This window comes from Paucihalobacter sp. (assembly GCF_036825875.1).
GTDB lineage: Bacteria > Bacteroidota > Bacteroidia > Flavobacteriales > Flavobacteriaceae > Paucihalobacter.
In genome coordinates this window covers 77,311-97,342 of sequence record NZ_DAISXK010000004.1, presented here as the reverse complement: position 1 = coordinate 97,342, position 20,032 = coordinate 77,311, and the positions used below count along the sequence as shown (strand labels likewise).

The window sequence follows — 20,032 nt, the reverse complement described above, 5'->3', positions numbered from 1 at the left end:
AAAAAAGTAAAATTGTTTATTTAGCCGATTATTGGCACTGTGTTCTTTAATGCGAATCAATTTCAGACGAATCAATTGTTATCTTAGTACTGTTTTACAGTTTGCATCGCCAGCAAATCATCTAGATAAGTTCTGGAATTCGCTAATCTTGGTACTTTGTGTTGTCCGCCTAATTTATCTTGTTTTTTAAGCCAGTCATGAAAAAGGTCTTGTCTGGCAACATTTATTAATGGGCAATTCAGCGTCATATTGTTGTAGCGTTTGGCTTTATAGTCAGAGTTTAGATCTTGAAGTTTTTCGTCTAAAATATATTGAAATCGATGTATGCTTTCAGGGGGTGTTTTAAATTCAATGAGCCATTCATGAGCTCCTTTTTCTTTACCTTCCATAAAAACGGGTGCGACTGTAAACTCAACAATTTCGGCGTTGGTTTCGTTGCAGGTTTTTGCAAGTGCCATTTCGGCGTTTTCAATAATAAGTTCTTCGCCAAATACATTTATATGGTGCTTGGTTCTTCCAGTTATTTTAATTCGATAAGGTCTTACGGAAGTAAATCTAACTGTATCACCTATTTTATAACGCCACAAACCGGCATTGGTAGTAATAATCACTGCATAATTGACATCTAAAATCACCTGACTTAAAGGGATAATTCGTTGTTGGCTTGTGCCGTATTCGTCCATAGGGATGAATTCATAAAAAATGCCATAATCTAACATTAATAACAATTCATCTGAATTGTTTTGGTCTTGAATGGCAAAAAATCCTTCCGAAGCATTATAAATTTCATAATATCGAAAATTACTCTTTTTGATGATATTTTCATATTGCGATTTATATGGCGCAAAACTAACACCGCCATGAAAGTAGACTTCTAGATTAGGCCATATTTCGGTAATGTCGGTTTTGCCTGAATATTCTAAAACATTATTTAGTAGAACCAACATCCATGATGGTACGCCGGCCAAACTGGTTACATTTTCATCGATGGTTTCTTTAACAATTGCTTCCATTTTAACTTCCCAATTACTCATAAGGGAAACTTTGTTGCTTGGGGTACTACTAAACTCTGCCCAAAACGGCATGTTATCAATAAGAATCGCTGATAAATCGCCAAAAGCGGAGCCGTTTTCTTTATATAATTCTTTACTGCCACCCAATCTTAAACTTTTGCCTGTAAACAGTTGAGAATCTTCGTTGTTATTTAAATAGATGCACAGCAAATCTTTACTTGCAGCGTAATGGCAATCTTCAAGTGAGGCCTCGGTTACGGGAATAAATTTACTTTGTGCATTGGTGGTTCCACTAGATTTCGCAAACCATTTGATGGTTCCTGGCCAAAAGATATTGGCCTCACCAAGGCGCGAACGCTCGATATGTTCGTGAAAATCTTCATAACAAATTACTGGAACCCGTTCGGCAAAATCTTCGTAATTAGTAATTGAGCTGAAATCGTATAATTTACCTATTTCAGTGTCTTTGGCGATTCTTATTAAGTTGATGAGCAATTCATGTTGCACCTCATTGGGATATTTCAAAAACAATTCAATTTGATGAATCCGTTTTTTTAAAAACCAGCTGGCAATTGAATTGACTATAGTGATTGGCATGGATTGGTTATCTTTACAAAACCTAAAAATAACAAAAAACAATTATGATTTATACGGGTGTTTTAACAAAAATGAAAACAGAGTTTAAGCAACCAATCGAGTATTACCTAATATTTGAGGATGACTTTCTTAATGTCAACCAGTTACTTGGGAAATCGGTGCATATTAAATTTGAAAAATATCAGTGTTTAAGTTGCGGAATGAATACGCCTATTTTTAGACAAGGTTTTTGTAAATCGTGTTTTTTTGAAACACCTTCTGCCGGGGATTGGATCATGCGCCCAGAGCTAAGCACGGCGCACCTCGATAAAGAAGATCGCGATTTGGAATATGAAAAAAATGTGCAGCTACAACCACATGTTGTATATTTAGCCAATAGTAGTAACGTAAAGGTTGGGGTTACACGAAAAAGTCAAATACCAACCCGTTGGATAGATCAAGGTGCACATGAAGCAATAGAAATTGTGGAGGTGCCAAATAGATATCTCGCAGGAATAACCGAAGTGTCTTTAAAAGAATATGTTGCCGATAAAACCAATTGGCGTAACATGTTAAAAAATAATTTAAAGGATGAAGATTTAGTCGAATGGCGAGAAAAACTAAAAACGTTTATACCCGAAGAAGCCCAATCATATTACCTCGAAAATAATAAAGAAACCGAAATTAAGTTTCCAGTGTTATCCTATCCTGAAAAACCAAAAAGTTTAAATATTGAAAAACAAATCGAATTTTCGGGAACCTTATGTGGCATTAAAGGACAGTATTTAATATTTGATGATGATACTGTTTTTAACGTTCGATCGAACGAAGGTTTGGTAGTATCTATTTCAGTTAAATAATTTGAATTTTGTTAGTATTGCGTTAAAGCACTTTACGAAACATTATAAAATCTATACCTTTAAATAAAAAGTTATGATAAAGAATGTTTCTCCCATGGTTTATGTAGCAATCACCACGCTAGCACTTATTACCATTACTATTATGTCCGCCATGAATTTACCTTTCAATTGGATATTTTATTTAACCGTTTTAGGGCAAGGTATGGTGGTGCTAATGGTTTATAAAGTGTTAACAGACAATTATACTACTAATAGAACCTTCGAAGATTTCTACGAAGACTGCCCAATTAAAAATGAGGAGGCTTAAAATTTTAAGAGTCTTCTTTGTTTTTTAGTTCTTGTATGTATTCAGCTTTTTGAACTTCGCGCCGACGTTTCACAGATTTTTTTGTAAAAAATTGGTTTTCGCGAATGTTCTGCATCGTTTTCACATTACGGTGTTTTCGTTTGTAACGCTTTAGTGCGCGTTCAATATTTTCGCCTTCTTTTATTTCTATTTTTATCATTATCTTTTTATCCTAAATAGGTTCTTAATACTTTGTTTCTTGAAGTATGCTTCAAACGTCTAATGGCTTTCTCTTTGATTTGACGCACGCGTTCGCGCGTAAGATCATACACTTCTCCAATTTCATTTAAACTTAAGGGCAAATTACCACCCAATCCGAAGTAAAGTTTTAAAACATCGCTTTCCTTCTGAGGCAGCGTTTCTAATGCTCGGTTAATTTCGGTAGATAATGAATCTTCCATTAATGATTCGTCTGGTTTTGGTGAACTAGATGAGCTAACCATGTCATATAAGTTGAAATCTTCACCTTCTTTTAATGGAGCGTCCATAGACAAATGACGTCCCGAGTTTTTCAAGCATTGCTTTACATCCGTAAGTGTCATTTCAAGTTGTGTGGCAATCTCTTCGGCCGAAGGAGGTCTTTCGTTTTGTTGTTCTAAAAATGAATAAGCTTTGTTGATTTTATTAATAGAGCCAATCTTATTTAATGGTAATCTTACAATTCTAGATTGCTCGGCCAAGGCTTGTAAAATGGATTGTCTTATCCACCAAACTGCATAGGAGATAAACTTAAAACCTCTTGTTTCATCAAAACGTTTTGCTGCCTTCACTAAACCTGCATTACCTTCGTTGATAAGGTCTGGTAATTTTAAACCTTGGTTTTGATACTGCTTTGCCACCGAAACAACAAACCGCAAATTGGAATTTACCAATTTGTCTGCGGCTAACTGATCACCTTTTTTAATTCGTTGTGCTAATTCTACTTCTTCATCTGCAGTAATCATTGGAATTTTGCTAATATCTTGTAAGTAGCTATCTAATGATTTTTCTGCTCTATTGGTAATCTGTTTGGTAATTTTTAATTGTCTCATATGTATAGTTAGAAGTTTACTTATACATAATAACATAATTTATGACAATTCCAAACAATTGGCTATGTCTTAACAGCAATTTGCTCTAATTACGGCAAAAACGAAAAAATCAAGCTTTTAATTCGAAATCGTATCCTTCGCAGTGGGCTTTTTCTTCTTTTTTAATAATCCGCCCAAAACATCTTTTACAGCCGATTCAACATTGTTGGTTTTGGTGCTATCGGTTTTAGGTAAGCTATCGTTGGGTTTGGTCGTGTTGCCAAAAATACCGCTTATAATATCTCCGGCTTTGGTTTTGCCGTCGCTCAGTAATTCCTGTTTTTTAATTTCAACCAATTGTTTGGTGAGGTTGCTTACGCTGGATACCAAATCAGTACTAACCTTGGGTTTTAAAAGTTCACCTGTGAAACTGGCCACTACTGGTACCGTGATATTTTCAGTTCCTGAACTTTTTAATTGCGCCATTAAGGAGGCTATTTCGCTTCCTAAATATTTCGCAGGCACATTAAAGGTGGCTTTGTAATCGAGCGCATTTCTAAAACTGTGACCGCCAGTAAAATTGATATCAATATCTTGATATTTTAAATTGAAAGGTCTGATATTTACTATACCATCTTTAAAATTCATGTCTATTTTTGAATCTTTTAAATTGAGTTTATCAAAATCTAAAAATTTCAGTTGATTATCTATCAAACTGAGTGCGTTATTGTCTTTAACGTTGAGGTTGGCCGTTAAAATATTGGCTAAAAAATTACCAGTTAGAGATCGTAAATTCGGTGTGAAGTCTGAACTCAAATCACCGGAAAGTTTTAAGCTTGAATTCAGTTTTCCAGTTAAAGCCTTGGCGATTGGCGCTAAGTTTTGTAGTAATTCTAAGCCAACAAAGGATTTAGAAATATCGATATTTTGAAGGTTTAAGTCCATATCAAAAACAGGAACTTCGCTTGCTGTTGAAATACTACCATTAAAAGCAATTAAACCATCAAATAAACTGGAGGTCATATTATTTAAAGTAGCCTTTTGGTCTTTTATTACTAATTGACCACTTACATTTTCAAGGGTTAAATTATCGTACACCACAAAATTCGCCTTGGCGTTAATGGTGCAATCAAGAAATCCTGGAATTTTGGTGGGTTCAACATTAGTGTTAACATCAGAACCTGTTTCGGTTTCAGGTACCAAAACATCACTTACCACAAATTTGTTAGAGTCGATGTTAAATACCCCTTTTAAATCTTGTTCACTTAAGAAAAACCCAAGGAAATTGTTAATAGTCCCGTTGGCTTTAATATCGGTTTCGCCAATTACGGCGTCAAAACTACTAATGTTTACCGATGATGGATTAAAAGTCAATGCCGCATTTTTAATATTAAGGGTACTAGTAAAACCTTCTGGTAAATAAACCATATTAGTCAATCCCATAAATCCAGAACTTTTAATGCGTTGGTAATCATTATTATTAACCGCATTCATATCAAAACTGCTGTTAATATCTGCCGTTAAAATACCACTTAGCTCTTGGTCTAAATCTATTGGATATACTTTACTAAGGTTAGCAAGGTTAATTTTTCCGTTAAGCTTTGCATCGACAAGCATATTTTCGGTGAGCGATTTTAAATGCGCTTCAGCATTAAATTTATCCTGATCTATTCTAAAATTAAAAGCGTTAACATCTACGTATGTGTCCGCCAAAATGCCACTTTCATTTACCACATTCACATCGATGGTGATGTCTTCAACACTTTTTGTAAGACTGTAATATTTAAAGGATGCATTGTTCGAGGCCATATTAATGTTAAAAGCAGGAACGGTTTCATCGCCATTTAATCCTTTAATGGCGCCGTTAACTTTAAAATCACCAGTAGTTTCAACATCGTTGAGGTTTTTCGCATAGGCTTCTGGTATGATGGCTAGAAAATCTTTAAACGAGGAACTTGGATTGCGAAAAGTCAGGTCAATAAACTGACCTTCATCTTGTAATTGTACATAACCGTTGAGTTCAATTGGTAACGCATTAATGTAACCTGTGTTTTCTTTAAAAGTATAGGTGCTGCTTTCAAAATCAATACCTAAAAGTGCTTTTAGTTTCACTTTGTTATTTTTCAAGTACTGACTCTCACCTATACCAAAACTTACCAAGGCTTCCGAATTCGTATCCAACTCCGAAGTATCGCCTGTTAAGTTACCGCTACCGTTGTGTTGGAAATCCGTTATATTCAAAAGCATATTGCTTTCTTGGTCCAAATAAGATATTCTACTGTTTGAAATTTCGTAGCGTTCTAATGCGATATTTAGACCAGCACTTTCTTCTTTGCCGTCAGCTTGCTGTTCAGTTTCTTTAACAATATCGTAGTTTACAAAACCTTCTAAATTGCTTATCAAATTTAAATGTGCATCGTCAAGGCTTATAGAATTAATCGCAATTGCTTCGCCTTCGCCTTTAAAAAGTTCCTTTATCGACATACGCAGGGCAGTGGTTTCAACTTTGGCTAGGGTATCGCCCTTAAAAGGTTCAAGATTGACAACCGTCATTTTGTTGATCGTGAGATTGGCTTGCGGAAAACTTCTAAGCAAACTCAAGTCAACTGATTCAAAATCAACAACAGCATTTAGATTTTCATTAAGTGACTTTTTAACTATGGCTACCAATTTATCTTTAAATAAATATGGAGTTACTGCCAGAACAGCAATAATGATAGCTAGGGAAATGGCAACTATTTTGAGTATTTTTTTAAGTTTCATAAGTTTGAAATATTAGGTTTTTACTGCAACAAGGGAGCACCTTGTTAAGTGTTTCAGATAGTTTCTCTATTAGTTAGTGAGCATTACATAAGTTTTGTTATGAATGAAATTAGATGACATGTAATTGTATATAATATACGTAAAGTTCCTACAAAAAGTTTATCAAGACCTTATTATTAATATACTTATAACATATCAATTTCTTCATTTACCTTTAAATTGAATTTTTTTCTGAAGATATACACGCCTAAATATAATAATGGCGTGTCTAAAATGGCAATAATTACTTTAAAAATAAATCCGCTAAGTAACAAGCCATAAAAATTAGTCCAGGCAATTTTTTCAAAGGCACAAAGCAGCAACAAAACCGCAGCGGTATCTATAAATTGCGAAGCAAAGGTTGAGAAGTTATTTCGTAGCCAAAGATGTTTTCCTTTGGTGAGATTTTTCCAGAAATGATAAATGTGAATGTCTACAAATTGGGCCAATAAATAAGCCATCATAGAGGCAAAAACCGCAATGGCTGTGCCGCCAAAAACCAATGAAAAGGTGCCATTATCGACGGGCGACCAGCTGGTTGCAGGTACTGCATTCGAAATAAATATAATGAGCAATGAAAAAACAGAAGCAAAAATACCTGCAACCACCACTTGATTGGCGCGTTTCTTACCGTATATTTCACTTATTAAATCGGTGATTAAAAAGGTAATGGGATACGGTAAAATACCGACGGAAACTTCGAAAAGCTTGGTTCCGAAAAATTCAAATTCAAACGGATACCAATAAAAAAATTTTTGAAAAATAAGATTTGAAACTACGAGTGAGGTAATAAATAAGGCAGCAAGAAACAAATAAATTTGCTGGGCAAGCAGTTTGTTTTTTAGATTCATGGAAAGCGGGAAAATTAAGCTATAAAACTACGGAATTATTTTAGATCTTTTTGTCTTACAGTCGTAGTTCAATATGTAAAATTGTTAATAATATCTCCTATTTTTTATCAGATTTGAAGCGATTGTCTGATGAACTTTTTGTTTTTTTGACAAACCTATGACAACAATTCACAAAGCATATATAGCGCTTGGTAGTAACTTGGGCGATAAGTTTAAAAACCTTCAAAAGGCCATCGACGCTATTCATGAAAAAATAGGAAGTGTGAAATCAATTTCCCGTGTTTATAAAACGCCGGCTTTGGGATTTGATGGCGCCGATTTCTTTAATGCATGTATTGCGATTGAAACACATTTATCGGCTCATAAACTACTCTGGGCCCTTTTGGAAATCGAAACAAGTTTGGGTAGAAAGCGTACTTCAAAAGTGAATTTCGAATCGCGTAGTATCGACTTAGATGTATTGTTGTTTGATGATGAAGTTATTGAAAGTAAGCAATTAACAATTCCACATCCTGAGATACAAAATCGAAAATTTGTATTAGAACCACTTAAAGACATTGCAGCGCAAGTTCAGCATCCAGTATTAGTGGAAACCATTCTAACTTTATCAGAAAAATGTACCGATAAGTCGGTTTTAGAACCTCAAAACATATGGCTTAAAAATCCGACAAAATCCTATAAATTCAGTAATTACAATTATATAGCTGTTGAAGGTAATATTGGTGCTGGTAAAACTAGTTTGGCAACCATGATTGCGCACGATTTTAACGCAAAGTTAATTCTGGAACGTTTTGCTGATAATCCATTCTTACCTAAATTTTATAAAGAACCAAAACGCTATGCTTTTACTTTAGAAATGTCATTTTTGGCTGATCGCTATCAGCAAATATCCGATGATTTATCTCAGTTAGATTTATTTAAAGATTTTATTGTAAGCGATTACGACATATTTAAATCGCTTATTTTTTCAAAAATAACCTTGCCTGAAGATGAGTTTGCTTTGTATAGAAAATTGTTTTATCAGGTGTATAAAGATATTGCCAAGCCCGATTTATATGTGTATTTATATCAAAATACCGAACGACTTCAAGCCAATATTAAAAAACGCGGCCGTAATTACGAGCAAGATATTCAGGATGACTATCTCGATAAAATTAATGCGGGTTATTTAGAATTTCTCAAAAACCATCCCGATTTTAATGTCAAATTAATTGACATTTCAGAAAAAGATTTTGTGAAAAATCGCGAGGATTACCTTTGGGTTTTAGATAAAATTAAAAGTTGAAATGTTGTTACTTCATTGTCATTTTACAAAATACATCCCAAACTACCACGCCGCAACTCACTGATATATTTAAAGAATGCTTGGTGCCAAACTGCGGAATTTCAACTACCAAATCACTGGCGCTTACTACGTGTTGCGCTACGCCTTTTACTTCATTACCAAACACTAAGGCATAGGTGGAGCCAGGTTGAGGTTTAAAGTCGTTCAGCATCAAGGCATCTTCAGCTTGCTCTATCGAAATAATTTTGATGCCTTTGACTTTTAGTTGGTCAATTAATTGTATGGTGTTTTCGTAATATTCCCAATCTACAGTTTCGGTGCTGCCTAATGCAGTTTTATGAATATCTTTATGTGGTGGTTTTGCAGTAATGCCACAGAGGTAAATTTTTTCAACCAGAAAAGCATCGGCCGTTCTAAATACCGAACCAATATTGTTGAGACTTCTTATATTATCCAACACAATAATGATCGGTGTTTTTGTGGCTTGTTTAAAATCTTCAACTTCTAAACGTTCTAATTCACTGTTTTCTAATTTCCGCATGTTAAAATCTCGTTGTTTTTTGTAGATAACTTGACATTGTTTGGTTTTAAAAAACCTTAAAATATGGTTATCTTAGCACACTTTATAAATTACAAAAGTAAGATTTTAAACCTGTAATTGTGTCTAAAAAAACCACCAAAGAAACACCGTTAATGAAACAGTACAATGCCATAAAGGCAAAGTACCCAGATGCTCTGTTGTTGTTTCGTGTGGGTGATTTTTACGAAACCTTTGGTGAAGATGCAATTAAAGCTTCTAAAATTTTAGATATTATTCTTACCAAACGCGGTGCTGGAAGTTTAAGTGAAACAGAATTGGCTGGATTTCCTCACCATTCACTCAATACCTATTTGCCTAAACTGGTAAAGGCAGGCTGCCGCGTGGCTATTTGCGATCAGTTAGAAGATCCCAAGCAAACTAAAACCATCGTTAAACGCGGTGTAACCGAGTTGGTAACACCGGGTGTGGCGCTAAATGACGAAGTCTTGTCATCCAAACAAAATAATTTTTTGGCTTCGGTTTATTTTGAAAACCAGCGTTTGGGTATATCATTTTTAGATATTTCGACCGGTGAATTTTTAACCGCTCAAGGCAATGCCGAATATATTGATAAGTTACTGCAAAACTTCAACCCTAGCGAAGTGCTTATTTCAAAGCAAAAACGCAAAGATTTTAATGAGACTTTTGGCAACGATTTCCATACATTTTATTTGGAAGATTGGGTGTTTCAAACGGATTACACCTACGATTTACTTACCAAACATTTCAACACGAAAACTTTAAAAGGTTTTGGTATTGAAGATTTATACGAAGGTATTATCGCATCAGGTGCGATATTGCACTACCTCGGAGAAACGCAACATCACAAGTTAAATCATATTTCGGCAATTTCAAGAATTTCTGAAGATGCCTATGTTTGGATGGACAAATTCACCATCCGAAATTTAGAACTCTACAGCACCAATAATTACAATGGCGTCACCTTACTGGATTGCATAGATTACACCATTTCACCAATGGGTTCACGTCTTTTAAAACGTTGGCTGGCTTTACCTTTAAAGCAAAAAGACAGCATCGCCCAACGTCATGAGGTGGTGGAGCACTTGAAGTCTCAGCAAGAATTACTTCAAAAAATTCAACATCACATTAAACATATTGGGGATTTAGAACGCTTAATCTCCAAAGTAGCTACTTCTAAAATTGCGCCGCGTGAAGTTATTCAACTTAAAAATGCACTAGAAGCTATTGTCCCAATTAAAAGCGTCACTTCCAAATGTAAAAACGAAGCACTGCAAATTTTAGGTGATACTTTGCACGATTGTAATCTTCTGCGTGATAAAATTAAAGCAACTCTAAAAGAAGAAGCGCCTGTTAATATTTTAAAAGGAAGCACCATCGCTGCTGGGGTTTCTGACGAATTAGACGAGCTGCGACATTTAGCAAAATCAGGCAAAAAATATTTAGATGAAATGCTCGCGCGCGAAAGTGAACGCACTGGTATTCCATCATTAAAAATTGCCTCCAACAACGTGTTTGGTTATTACATTGAAGTTCGCAATACCCATAAAGACAAAGTCCCTTCAGACTGGATTAGAAAGCAAACCTTAGTGAATGCCGAACGCTATATCACTGAAGAGTTAAAAACATACGAAACCAAAATTTTAGGTGCTGAAGAACGTATTATGGCTGTTGAGCTACAACTGTTCTCAGAGTTGGTGTTGTGGATGCATGAGTATATAAAACCAGTGCAACAAAATGCCTATTTAATTGCCAAATTAGATTGCTTGTCAGGCTTTGCGCAACTCGCAGCTACCAACAATTATAGGCGACCAGTTTTAGATGAAAGTTTCGATTTAGATATTGTGGAAGGCAGGCATCCTGTTATTGAAAAGCAATTGCCACTAGGCGAAGCCTATATTGCTAACGATGTCTTTTTAGATAAAGACACCCAGCAAATCATCATGATTACGGGTCCAAACATGTCGGGTAAGTCTGCCATTTTAAGGCAAACCGCTTTAATTGTATTGTTGGCGCAAATAGGAAGTTTTGTACCAGCAAAATCTGCTAGAATTGGTTTAATAGATAAGGTGTTTACTAGAGTAGGAGCCAGCGATAATATTTCAATGGGCGAGTCTACTTTTATGGTCGAAATGAATGAAACGGCCTCTATTCTTAACAATATTTCAAGTAGAAGTTTGGTGTTGTTAGACGAAATAGGTCGCGGTACCAGCACCTATGACGGCATTTCAATTGCTTGGGCCATTAGTGAATATTTGCACGAACATCCATCTAAAGCCAAAACCTTATTCGCCACCCATTATCACGAGCTAAATGAAATGGCCGAAACGTTTAAGCGCATTAAAAATTATAACGTCTCTGTAAAGGAACTAAAAGACAAGGTTTTGTTTTTAAGAAAATTGGTAGAAGGCGGTAGCGCTCATAGTTTTGGAATTCACGTAGCTAAAATGGCTGGCATGCCCAAACAGGTAATTAACCGCGCTAACAAAATGCTCAAACAATTAGAAAAATCGCATAGCAGCGAACAACTTACCGATGCGGTGAAGCAGTTGAGTAGCGAAATGCAGTTGAGCTTTTTTAACTTAGACGATCCCTTACTCATTCAAATTAAGGACGAAATTTTAGAAACCGATATAGATACATTAACACCAGTAGAAGCTTTAATGAAGCTCAATGAAATCAAAAGGATGTTGGTTAAGAAGAAGCAAGCGTAATCTAGCCGAATTATTTTTTAAAAAAAGGCTTTGGTATTATAAGAAATGTATTAAATTTGCCCTCGCAATTGAAACAAACGTTCATTGTAAAACCAATGCGAAAGTAGCTCAGGGGTAGAGCATCACCTTGCCAAGGTGAGGGTCGCGGGTTCAAATCCCGTCTTTCGCTCTACAAAACTACCTTTTGCAGAAGTGGTGGAATCGGTAGACACGTTGGACTTAAAATCCAATGAGCAGTAATGTTCGTGCGGGTTCAAGTCCCGCCTTCTGTACCAAGACCGTAAATTGTTATTTATTAACAGTTTACGGTTTTTTCATTTCATTAATTTAATCGCCAATTTATTAAAGAAAAATTTAAGACCTCACAGCTTTCAAAAACCTGTGAGGTCTATAGTTTAATGCTCATTAACAAGCTCAAAGGCAGCTTCAAGCTTGAGGCAACCAAATAATTCCTCCACTTCATTCGAGAACAACTCAGAGCTTGTTCTCTAAAAATTCACTTTTTCTTCAACGAATACACACCTCCAGCAAATAAAAGCACGGCAACACCTAGATAGATATAGCCTTCTTCCTTGCCTGATTCGTTTGAAAGATCAATTTCCATGCCCAGGGCTTTCACTCCTGCACTGCTGTCGGAAACTTTAGTAATTCCTAGGTACGCTAAAACAACGCCTCCTACAATTAAAAGAATCCCAATAATTTTTGTAATTTTCATAAACTGATGATTTAAATTAAAGATTGAATTGTAATAGTAGGCATAATCATGATATAAACAAAATAAATGTTTGTCCTCACTATCTCAATTAAAATATTTTTTGAGACATTTTTTACCACAAAAAAAGCCTGAAAAATCAGGCTTTGTACAAAATAGAGCATTGAAGGCTTAATACTCTTTTACCTTATCAGATGCTTTTTTCATAGCGTCAGTGCCCGCTTTTTCAGCTTTATCAACTGTTTCATTAACGGTATTCTTAGCGTCATCCATAGCTTTATTTGTGGCCTCTTGTGCCTTATCAACGGCTTCATCTAAGTCACTTTTGGCTTCTTCCATGGCCGCTTCTGCAGAGTCCATAGCATTATCAGTTTCATCGCTTAAATCATCAATAGCATCGCCAATATCGTCAGTCGCATCTTCAATAGCGTCTCCAGCATCATCAATAGCTTCTTCTATTGAATCCTCTGTTTTTTCTTTGGTGTCTCTGCAAGAAGTAAAGGTTAAAGCTAAGGCCATCACCAATACCAAACTTAAAAGTAATTTCTTCATTTTAATAGTTTTAGTGTTAATTGAATTTCTACGAATTTAACAAGTAAATTTCAAATTACAAGAAAAAATTTAGCTTTTGTTCTTTTAAAGGTTTAATTATATACGAGTTGTAGATATAATTCGGTTAACGGCACCTTCATTTAATTCAATAAAATTTTTGTTTTTGGCACCCAATTGATTTCGATAATCAGGGTTTAGAAGTAAATTGTTTAAAGCTTGTTCAAAGGTTTGATAATCATTGATTGATGTAACACCACCATTCTTTATCATAGCCGTGGCCTCAGGAAACTTATCGATGCGGTTTCCTATAATTATGGGAATTCCAAAAACCGCAGGTTCTAAAATATTGTGAAGTCCTGTGGTTCCTACCGCACCGCCAACATAGGCTATTTGGGCATAACTGTAAATGCTGCTTAATAAACCAATGGTATCAACAATTAAAACTTGGCTTGCTTTTAAAATTGCTTCGTTGCTTTCAGAATATATGGCAGTGGGTTTTTGAATTTTTGACTTTATGGTTTTAATGTGTGGCTGATCTATGTTGTGTGGTACAATAATGTATTTAACATCAAGCATATCATTTGTATTGATAAAATGAAACCACAATGCCTCATCCTCGGGCCACGAACTACCAATTACCACACAAATCTTATGATTAATAAAAGAACTAACAAAATCGAGATGCTTAGTGTATTTTTCATTTTGAATCACACGATCAAATCTCGTGTCTCCCGCAATGGTAACGTTTTGATAATTTATCCTTTTCAACAACAATTCCGATCTTATATCTTGAACAAATATATGTTCAAAAGCACTTAATGCGTTTTTGAAAATATCGCCATACCATTTAAAAAAAGACTGATGGTCTCTAAATAATGCAGAAATTAAAATAGCGCGTCTGCTTTGTTTTTTAATAATATTGAGGTAATTAATCCATATCTCATACTTAACAAAAACAGTGAAATCTGGGTGTACGAGTTCTAAAAATTTTTTGGCGTTTTTAGGTGTATCTAGAGGAAGATATACTACCACATGTGCCAATTTACTGTTTTTTCGGATTTCATATCCCGAAGGCGAAAAAAAACTGAGTACGATTTTATATTCTGGATGCTTTTCTTTAAGCTGTTCAAATACTGGCAAACCTTGTTCGTATTCACCTAAAGATGCACAATGAAACCAAAATACTTTGTCGGTTTCGGCAATGGTTTGTTGTAGTTTCCTGAAAGTTTCTTTTCTACCCTCTATACCTAATTTCAATTTATCATTAAATAAGGAGCCAAAAGATATAAGCGCCTTCATCATATAAATAGCTATGGTGTATAGGATTTGCAAGGGGTTTTAGTTTGTGCTAAAATACGGCTCTTTTTGGAAAAATTCATTAGCGATAGCGGGCTAATTTTCGTATTTTCGCTGAGCATTCAGCTATATTGCTGATACTTTTACATTAGAAATAGAATTAGATGAAAAAAATTCAAATGGTTGACCTCCAAAGTCAATATGCCCCAATAAAACAAAAGGTTGATGCATCCATTCAAGAAGTAATAGATACTGCTATGTTTGTGAATGGACCAAAAGTTCACGAATTTCAAAAAAATCTTGAAAATTATTTAAACGTAAAACATGTGATTCCATGTGCCAACGGAACCGATGCATTGCAAATTGCCATGATGGGCTTGGGTTTGGAACAAGGTGATGAGGTAATTACAGCCGATTTTACATTTGCTGCCACAGTAGAAGTAATTGCCTTACTGAAATTAACGCCCGTATTGGTTGATGTAGATCCCATTGATTTCAATATAGATATTGAGGCTTTAAAAAAAGCAATTACTCCAAAAACGAGAGCTATTGTGCCAGTTCATTTATTTGGTTTAGTGGCCAATATGGAAGCGGTTATTGAAATTGCCAAACAGCATAATCTATATGTGATTGAAGACAATGCGCAAGCTATTGGTGCCGATTATACTTTTAAAGATGGCAGCAAAAAGAAAGCAGGCGTTATTGGCGATGTGGGTTGCACTTCATTTTTTCCATCCAAAAACTTGGGATGCTACGGCGACGGTGGTGCTATTTTCACCAACAACGACGATTTGGCGCATAGCATTCGAGGTATCGTAAACCACGGTATGTATGTGCGCTATCACCACGATGTGGTTGGTGTAAATTCAAGATTAGATGCCATTCAAGCAGCGGTATTAGATGCAAAATTACCAAAATTAGACGACTATAATAATGCAAGAAGAAACGCCGCAAGAAAATATAATGCAGCCTTTAAGAACCACCCAAATATCATTACACCAACGGGTTTGTCAACTTGCGAAGGCATTTGCAGTACTTGCGATTGCCATGTGTTTCACCAATACACTTTAAAAATTGTAAATGCCGATAGAGATGCCTTAGCCAAACACCTGGCTGATATGGGTATTCCTCACGGAATATATTATCCTATTCCGCTTCACAGACAAAAAGCCTACAGAGATGAACGCTACAACGAAGCTGATTTTAAAGTCACGAACCAATTATCTGATGAGGTAATTTCCTTACCGATGCATACCGAATTAGACGAAGAACAAATTGGATACATAACCAGCACAGTCCTTAACTTTTTAAATCAAAGTAATTAATGCAAATAGTAGTAACAGGGGGTCTCGGCTTTATCGGGTCACATACAGTAGTAGAATTGCAAAATGAGGGTTTTGAAGTGATTATCATCGACAACCTTTCTAATTCTTCCCGAGATGTGCTTGATGGCATCAAGTCAATCACTGGAAAATCACCTATTTTCGAAGAATTTGATTTAAGAGAAAAGCCCAAAGTTCAAGATTTTTTTAAACGTTATCCAAATATCAAAGGTGTCATTCATTTTGCGGCTAGTAAAGCGGTAGGTGAAAGTGTTCAGGAGCCTTTATTGTATTACGAAAACAACATCAGTTCCCTGGTTTATTTGTTGCAAGAATTAAAGGTTCTACCCGATGCAAACTTTATTTTTAGTTCGTCTTGTACGGTTTATGGTCAGGCCGATGAATTACCTATTTCAGAAAACGCACCCGTAAAACCAGCCGAATCACCCTACGGAAATACCAAGCAAATTGGAGAAGAAATTCTAAAGGATGTTTGTAAAATCGATGCGCATTTTAACGCCATTGCATTGCGCTATTTTAATCCGATAGGTGCGCATTCTACCGCTAAAATTGGTGAGCTTCCAATTGGAGTGCCACAAAATCTCGTGCCGTTTATTACCCAAACTGGAGCTGGATTGAGAGAAAAGCTATCGGTTTTTGGTGATGATTATCCAACCGTAGATGGCACTTGTATCCGCGATTATATTCATGTGGTTGACTTAGCGAAAGCGCATGTGGTAGCCTTACAGCGTCTTATTAAAGGCAAGCATAAATCAAATTTTGAAGTCTTTAATCTAGGAACTGGAAAAGGAAGTTCGGTTTTAGAGGTGATCCAGTCTTTTGAACGTGTCACGGATTTAAAATTAAATTATCAAATAGTTGGAAGAAGAGAAGGCGATGTGATTGCGGCCTATGCCGAAACCACCAAAGCTAACCAAGATTTAGGTTGGAAAGCACAACTCACTTTAGACGATGCTATGGCATCTGCTTGGAAATGGGAAAAACAAATTAGAAATATTAAATAGTTAACATATGAAATTTTATGTACTTCTGGTGGCTTTTGCTTTTTCGGCAATTAGTATTGCCCAAAATACCTACCTGCATTGCGGTAAATTAATCGATACCCAATCGGGTAAGGTGCTCACCAATCAAACCATTGTGGTGTCGGGTGAACGCATTATTGCTGTTAATAACGGATTTACTGAACCAGCAAGTAATGCAGATGTAGTTATAGATTTAAAAAGTAAAACGGTTCTACCAGGTCTAATTGACATGCATGTTCATTTAGAGAGTGAAACCAATCCTAAAAAATACTTAGAAAGCTTTACCCTTAATCCTGCCGATGTTGCTTATAACGCGCAACACCTAGCCCAGATTACCTTAATGGCAGGTTTTACGACGGTACGAGATTTAGGTGGTTCGGGTGTAAATGTTGCTTTGCGAAATGCCATAAACGCTAAGAAAGTAGTTGGTCCTAGAATTTTTACAGCTGAAAAATCGTTGGCGAGCACTGGCGGACATGCCGATCCAACAAACGGATATAACAGCGCATTAGTTGGCGATCCAGGACCAAAAGAAGGTGTAGTTAACAGTATTGAGGAAGCTAAGAAGGCCGTTAGACAACGCTATAAAAACGGTGCCGATTTAATAAAAATCACTGCAACAGGTGGTGTTTTAAGCGTGGCGAAAAGTGATGAAAATCCACAGTTTTCCTTAGAAGAAATTAAAGCTATTTGCGAAACAGCGGCCGATTACGGGTTTCATGTGGCAGCACATGCCCATGGCGACGAAGGCATGCAAAGAGCCATTATGGGCGGCGTAAAAACCATTGAACACGGCACCATGATGAGCGATAAAACCATGGACATGATGAAAGAATATAACGCCTATTATGTACCGACCATTTCTGCTGGAAAGTTTGTGAGCGAAAAAGCGTCCGTGCCTAATTATTATCCCGATATGGTGGCTGTAAAAGCGGCTTCTATAGGGCCAAAAATTCAAAGCACGTTTGCAAAAGCCTACAAAAAAGGCGTGCCAGTTGCCTTTGGTACTGATGCTGGGGTGTTTTATCATGGCGATAATGCCAAGGAATTTGGTTTTATGGTAGAAGCCGGTATGCCAGCCATTGAAGCCATTCAATCAGCTACGGTTACCAACGCCATGTTGCTTTCTATGCCAAATGACATTGGCGAAATTAAAACTGGCTTTTTTGCAGATATCATCGCTGTTAATGAGGATCCAACTAATAATATCAAAACACTCGAAAATGTATTGTTTGTTATGAAAGAAGGAAAAATTTATAAGGAGTAATCCGAAACGTAAAGTTTCTTAATTACAAAAAGACGGTTGCGTTAAATGATACGTTAGCCGTTTTTTATTGCGAATTCGTTAACGATTGCTTTCTTTAGTCGAGGGTAATTTAAAAATAATATTGATTAACAGCTATTTAAGTTTAAAAACTTGCATTTGACTTGATTATGTCTTTTCTTTGTAGCTAATGTTACTTGAAAATATGAATGTGATGAAACTAGTAAATATCAAAAGAGAAACCGTTGTTGAAGATAGGTACACGCCTAAAATGGGAAAATTACAAACGCGTGTAACCTACATTAGAAAAAGAATTTTAAGCTTTCCAATTAGAACTTTACATAAATACCGTGAAACTTACTACGGTGAAGTTAAAGACTGTACCGATTGTAATTTACAGCGTTAATCTACAACGGAATTTTCAGGAGTCTTTGGTTTATTGAAAAAACTGGCATAAAGTAGCAACAGCATTCCTGTGGTTACCGACATGTCGGCTACATTGAATATTCCCGTTCTAAATACACCACCAAAATCTAAGTGTAAAAAATCGGTCACTGAACCAAAGACAATTCTGTCAAAAACATTGGCAATACCGCCACCGATTATGCAACAAAAAGCGATTAAACTCAAGCGGTCCAATTCCTTGTTGTTAAGTATATAATAAATAACGTAAGCCAATACTATTACTGGAAGAATGAGAAGGAAAATGATTTTGAGTGTTGGATTCATGTCACTACCCATTCCTAAAAAGGCACCTTCATTTTCGACATTCCACAACTGAAACACATCACCAAACACATCTATTATTTCACCTTTTCGTATATAAATCCGCGCTATTATTTTTGTTATTTGGTCTAATGCTATATTAATAACAATTAGAATAATGATAAACTTGGTTCGGGATTGATTCATTTGCTATGGTTTAAGCGCTTATTTGAGCAGCTGTAGTTTGGGCATTTCCATCGATTTTTTTCACTAGTCCTTGTAATACATTACCTGGACCAACTTCTGTAAAAAGCGTAGCACCATCGGCAATCATTTGCTGAACGGACTGTGTCCAACGTACCGGAGCTGTTAACTGTAACATCAAATTTGCTTTTATTTGTGAAGCACCGCTCACAGCACTAGCGGTTACATTCTGATATATCGGACATTTAGGCTCGCTAAACATTGTATTTTCAATTGCTGCGGCCAGTTCTTCTCGCGCAGGTTCCATCAAGGGTGAGTGAAAAGCTCCGCCAACAGGCAATACCAAAGCACGTCTGGCGCCTGCTGCTGTTAAAGCTACACAAGCGGCATTAATCGCGTCTACGTCACCAGAAATCACCAACTGTCCTGGGCAATTGTAATTGGCTGCCACCACCACACCAGGAGTTTTACTGCATATGTCTTCTACGATAGCATCTTCCAATCCAAGGACTGCTGCCATCGTACTAGGTTGTTTTTCGCAGGCTTTTTGCATGGCTAAAGCGCGTTTAGAAACCAATGTTAAGCCAGCTTCAAAAGTTAAAGTACCATTGGCAACCAAAGCTGATAATTCACCAAGTGAATGCCCAGCAACCATATCTGCTTTAAAACTATCACCTAATGTTTTCGCCAAAATGACCGAATAAAGAAATATAGCGGGCTGCGTGACTTTGGTTTGTTTTAAATCTTCCGCCGAACCTTCAAACATAATGTCTGTAATGCGAAAACCTAAGATATCGTTGGCTTGTTCAAACAGTTGTTTTGCCAGTGCCGATTGGTTGTAAAGGTCTAATCCCATACCTGTAAATTGGGCACCTTGACCGGGAAATATATATGCGTTCATGTTTAATTTCTGTTGTG

The 20,032-nt window shown here is 36.2% G+C and carries 19 protein-coding genes and 2 tRNA genes; 10 read left to right on the top strand and 11 right to left on the bottom strand.

What is annotated here, in order from left to right; translation table 11 throughout:
• Positions 1 to 83: 83 nt before the first annotated feature.
• Entirely contained in the window at positions 84 to 1,610 is a 1,527-nt protein-coding gene (locus tag V7Z48_RS02385) for a GH3 auxin-responsive promoter family protein (RefSeq protein ID WP_334111790.1), read from the bottom strand.
• A gap of 44 nt (positions 1,611 to 1,654) precedes the next feature.
• On the opposite strand from V7Z48_RS02385, the gene V7Z48_RS02380 reads away from it, so the two are divergent.
• Both V7Z48_RS02380 and V7Z48_RS02375 read left to right on the top strand, forming a co-directional pair.
• Positions 1,655 to 2,449, top strand: a complete 795-nt coding sequence (locus V7Z48_RS02380; RefSeq protein ID WP_334111789.1) for a DUF2797 domain-containing protein — start codon at positions 1,655 to 1,657, stop codon at positions 2,447 to 2,449.
• A gap of 73 nt (positions 2,450 to 2,522) precedes the next feature.
• Positions 2,523 to 2,756 carry a hypothetical protein gene (locus V7Z48_RS02375; RefSeq protein ID WP_334111788.1) on the top strand — a complete coding sequence of 78 codons (234 nt, stop codon included), beginning with the start codon at positions 2,523 to 2,525 and terminating at the stop codon, positions 2,754 to 2,756.
• 4 nt (positions 2,757 to 2,760) lie between these two features.
• Here V7Z48_RS02375 and rpsU read toward each other — a convergent pair whose 3' ends face one another.
• From rpsU to V7Z48_RS02355, 4 genes are all read right to left on the bottom strand, one after another.
• The gene (gene rpsU, locus V7Z48_RS02370; protein WP_334111787.1) at positions 2,761 to 2,955 is read right to left on the bottom strand and encodes a 30S ribosomal protein S21; all 195 of its coding nucleotides are present in this window, start codon (positions 2,953 to 2,955) and stop codon (positions 2,761 to 2,763) included.
• A 7-nt stretch (positions 2,956 to 2,962) separates the two neighbouring features.
• Positions 2,963 to 3,826, bottom strand: a complete 864-nt coding sequence (locus V7Z48_RS02365; RefSeq protein WP_334111786.1) for a sigma-70 family RNA polymerase sigma factor — start codon at positions 3,824 to 3,826, stop codon at positions 2,963 to 2,965.
• Between the two features lie 117 nt (positions 3,827 to 3,943).
• Positions 3,944 to 6,568, bottom strand: a complete 2,625-nt coding sequence (locus V7Z48_RS02360) for an AsmA-like C-terminal region-containing protein (protein ID WP_334111785.1) — start codon at positions 6,566 to 6,568, stop codon at positions 3,944 to 3,946.
• Positions 6,569 to 6,753: 185 nt separating this feature from the next.
• Positions 6,754 to 7,458, bottom strand: coding sequence for a queuosine precursor transporter (locus tag V7Z48_RS02355; protein WP_334111784.1), 705 nt, complete (start codon positions 7,456 to 7,458; stop codon positions 6,754 to 6,756).
• A gap of 157 nt (positions 7,459 to 7,615) precedes the next feature.
• On the opposite strand from V7Z48_RS02355, the gene folK reads away from it, so the two are divergent.
• Complete coding sequence (gene folK / locus V7Z48_RS02350; protein ID WP_334111783.1) at positions 7,616 to 8,743, top strand: 2-amino-4-hydroxy-6-hydroxymethyldihydropteridine diphosphokinase; 1,128 nt, start codon at positions 7,616 to 7,618, stop codon at positions 8,741 to 8,743.
• A 7-nt stretch (positions 8,744 to 8,750) separates the two neighbouring features.
• On the opposite strand, the gene V7Z48_RS02345 is transcribed toward folK, so the two are convergent.
• Positions 8,751 to 9,284, bottom strand: coding sequence for an RNA methyltransferase (locus V7Z48_RS02345; protein WP_334111782.1), 534 nt, complete (start codon positions 9,282 to 9,284; stop codon positions 8,751 to 8,753).
• A 119-nt stretch (positions 9,285 to 9,403) separates the two neighbouring features.
• On the opposite strand from V7Z48_RS02345, the gene mutS reads away from it, so the two are divergent.
• The 3 genes from mutS to V7Z48_RS02330 all read left to right on the top strand — a co-directional run bounded on the left by mutS (position 9,404) and on the right by V7Z48_RS02330 (position 12,291).
• Positions 9,404 to 12,016, top strand: a complete 2,613-nt coding sequence (mutS, locus tag V7Z48_RS02340) for a DNA mismatch repair protein MutS (RefSeq protein WP_334111781.1) — start codon at positions 9,404 to 9,406, stop codon at positions 12,014 to 12,016.
• Between the two features lie 97 nt (positions 12,017 to 12,113).
• Positions 12,114 to 12,185 (top strand) — tRNA-Gly (locus V7Z48_RS02335).
• 17 nt (positions 12,186 to 12,202) lie between these two features.
• Positions 12,203 to 12,291, top strand: a tRNA-Leu gene (locus tag V7Z48_RS02330).
• A gap of 221 nt (positions 12,292 to 12,512) precedes the next feature.
• On the opposite strand, the gene V7Z48_RS02325 is transcribed toward V7Z48_RS02330, so the two are convergent.
• The 3 genes from V7Z48_RS02325 to V7Z48_RS02315 form a co-directional block, all read right to left on the bottom strand.
• A complete protein-coding gene (locus V7Z48_RS02325; RefSeq protein WP_334111780.1) occupies positions 12,513 to 12,731 on the bottom strand; it encodes a hypothetical protein in 219 nt (72 codons plus the stop codon).
• Between the two features lie 168 nt (positions 12,732 to 12,899).
• Entirely contained in the window at positions 12,900 to 13,280 is a 381-nt protein-coding gene (locus tag V7Z48_RS02320) for a hypothetical protein (protein ID WP_334111779.1), read from the bottom strand.
• A 96-nt stretch (positions 13,281 to 13,376) separates the two neighbouring features.
• Positions 13,377 to 14,612: a 3-deoxy-D-manno-octulosonic acid transferase gene (locus V7Z48_RS02315; RefSeq protein WP_334111778.1), complete on the bottom strand. Its 1,236-nt coding sequence runs from the start codon at positions 14,610 to 14,612 to the stop codon at positions 13,377 to 13,379.
• Positions 14,613 to 14,740: 128 nt separating this feature from the next.
• On the opposite strand from V7Z48_RS02315, the gene V7Z48_RS02310 reads away from it, so the two are divergent.
• The 4 genes from V7Z48_RS02310 to V7Z48_RS02295 all read left to right on the top strand — a co-directional run bounded on the left by V7Z48_RS02310 (position 14,741) and on the right by V7Z48_RS02295 (position 18,611).
• A complete protein-coding gene (locus tag V7Z48_RS02310; RefSeq protein WP_334111777.1) occupies positions 14,741 to 15,901 on the top strand; it encodes a DegT/DnrJ/EryC1/StrS family aminotransferase in 1,161 nt (386 codons plus the stop codon).
• Complete coding sequence (gene galE, locus V7Z48_RS02305; RefSeq protein ID WP_334111776.1) at positions 15,901 to 16,923, top strand: UDP-glucose 4-epimerase GalE; 1,023 nt, start codon at positions 15,901 to 15,903, stop codon at positions 16,921 to 16,923. Before V7Z48_RS02310 ends, galE begins: the two co-directional genes overlap by 1 nt.
• A gap of 7 nt (positions 16,924 to 16,930) precedes the next feature.
• Positions 16,931 to 18,208 (top strand): metal-dependent hydrolase family protein, encoded by a 1,278-nt coding sequence (locus tag V7Z48_RS02300; protein ID WP_334111775.1) that lies wholly within the window; start codon positions 16,931 to 16,933, stop codon positions 18,206 to 18,208.
• Between the two features lie 211 nt (positions 18,209 to 18,419).
• On the top strand, positions 18,420 to 18,611 hold the full coding sequence (locus V7Z48_RS02295; protein ID WP_334111774.1) for a hypothetical protein: 192 nt from the start codon (positions 18,420 to 18,422) through the stop codon (positions 18,609 to 18,611).
• Here the strand turns inward: V7Z48_RS02295 and lspA are convergent.
• The gene (gene lspA, locus V7Z48_RS02290) at positions 18,608 to 19,117 is read right to left on the bottom strand and encodes a signal peptidase II (protein ID WP_334111773.1); all 510 of its coding nucleotides are present in this window, start codon (positions 19,115 to 19,117) and stop codon (positions 18,608 to 18,610) included. The two genes, V7Z48_RS02295 and lspA, sit on opposite strands and share 4 nt — an antisense overlap.
• 10 nt (positions 19,118 to 19,127) lie before the next feature.
• Positions 19,128 to 20,015, bottom strand: a complete 888-nt coding sequence (gene fabD / locus V7Z48_RS02285) for an ACP S-malonyltransferase (RefSeq protein WP_334111772.1) — start codon at positions 20,013 to 20,015, stop codon at positions 19,128 to 19,130.
• Positions 20,016 to 20,032: the final 17 nt, after the last annotated feature.

Excerpts from the sequence above, each read along its gene's own strand:
- V7Z48_RS02345 (WP_334111782.1), bottom strand. The coding sequence starts at position 9,284 with ATGCGGAAATTAGAAAACAGTGAATTAGAACGTTTAGAAGTTGAAGAT.
- rpsU (WP_334111787.1), bottom strand. The coding sequence starts at position 2,955 with ATGATAAAAATAGAAATAAAAGAAGGCGAAAATATTGAACGCGCACTA.
- V7Z48_RS02295 (WP_334111774.1), top strand. The coding sequence starts at position 18,420 with ATGAAACTAGTAAATATCAAAAGAGAAACCGTTGTTGAAGATAGGTAC.
- V7Z48_RS02360 (WP_334111785.1), bottom strand. The coding sequence starts at position 6,568 with ATGAAACTTAAAAAAATACTCAAAATAGTTGCCATTTCCCTAGCTATC.
- V7Z48_RS02300 (WP_334111775.1), top strand. The coding sequence starts at position 16,931 with ATGAAATTTTATGTACTTCTGGTGGCTTTTGCTTTTTCGGCAATTAGT.
- V7Z48_RS02375 (WP_334111788.1), top strand. The coding sequence starts at position 2,523 with ATGATAAAGAATGTTTCTCCCATGGTTTATGTAGCAATCACCACGCTA.
- V7Z48_RS02325 (WP_334111780.1), bottom strand. The coding sequence starts at position 12,731 with ATGAAAATTACAAAAATTATTGGGATTCTTTTAATTGTAGGAGGCGTT.
- V7Z48_RS02310 (WP_334111777.1), top strand. The coding sequence starts at position 14,741 with ATGAAAAAAATTCAAATGGTTGACCTCCAAAGTCAATATGCCCCAATA.
- V7Z48_RS02385 (WP_334111790.1), bottom strand. The coding sequence starts at position 1,610 with ATGCCAATCACTATAGTCAATTCAATTGCCAGCTGGTTTTTAAAAAAA.
- V7Z48_RS02380 (WP_334111789.1), top strand. The coding sequence starts at position 1,655 with ATGATTTATACGGGTGTTTTAACAAAAATGAAAACAGAGTTTAAGCAA.
- fabD (WP_334111772.1), bottom strand. The coding sequence starts at position 20,015 with ATGAACGCATATATATTTCCCGGTCAAGGTGCCCAATTTACAGGTATG.
- lspA (WP_334111773.1), bottom strand. The coding sequence starts at position 19,117 with ATGAATCAATCCCGAACCAAGTTTATCATTATTCTAATTGTTATTAAT.
- V7Z48_RS02365 (WP_334111786.1), bottom strand. The coding sequence starts at position 3,826 with ATGAGACAATTAAAAATTACCAAACAGATTACCAATAGAGCAGAAAAA.
- V7Z48_RS02320 (WP_334111779.1), bottom strand. The coding sequence starts at position 13,280 with ATGAAGAAATTACTTTTAAGTTTGGTATTGGTGATGGCCTTAGCTTTA.
- V7Z48_RS02355 (WP_334111784.1), bottom strand. The coding sequence starts at position 7,458 with ATGAATCTAAAAAACAAACTGCTTGCCCAGCAAATTTATTTGTTTCTT.
- galE (WP_334111776.1), top strand. The coding sequence starts at position 15,901 with ATGCAAATAGTAGTAACAGGGGGTCTCGGCTTTATCGGGTCACATACA.
- folK (WP_334111783.1), top strand. The coding sequence starts at position 7,616 with ATGACAACAATTCACAAAGCATATATAGCGCTTGGTAGTAACTTGGGC.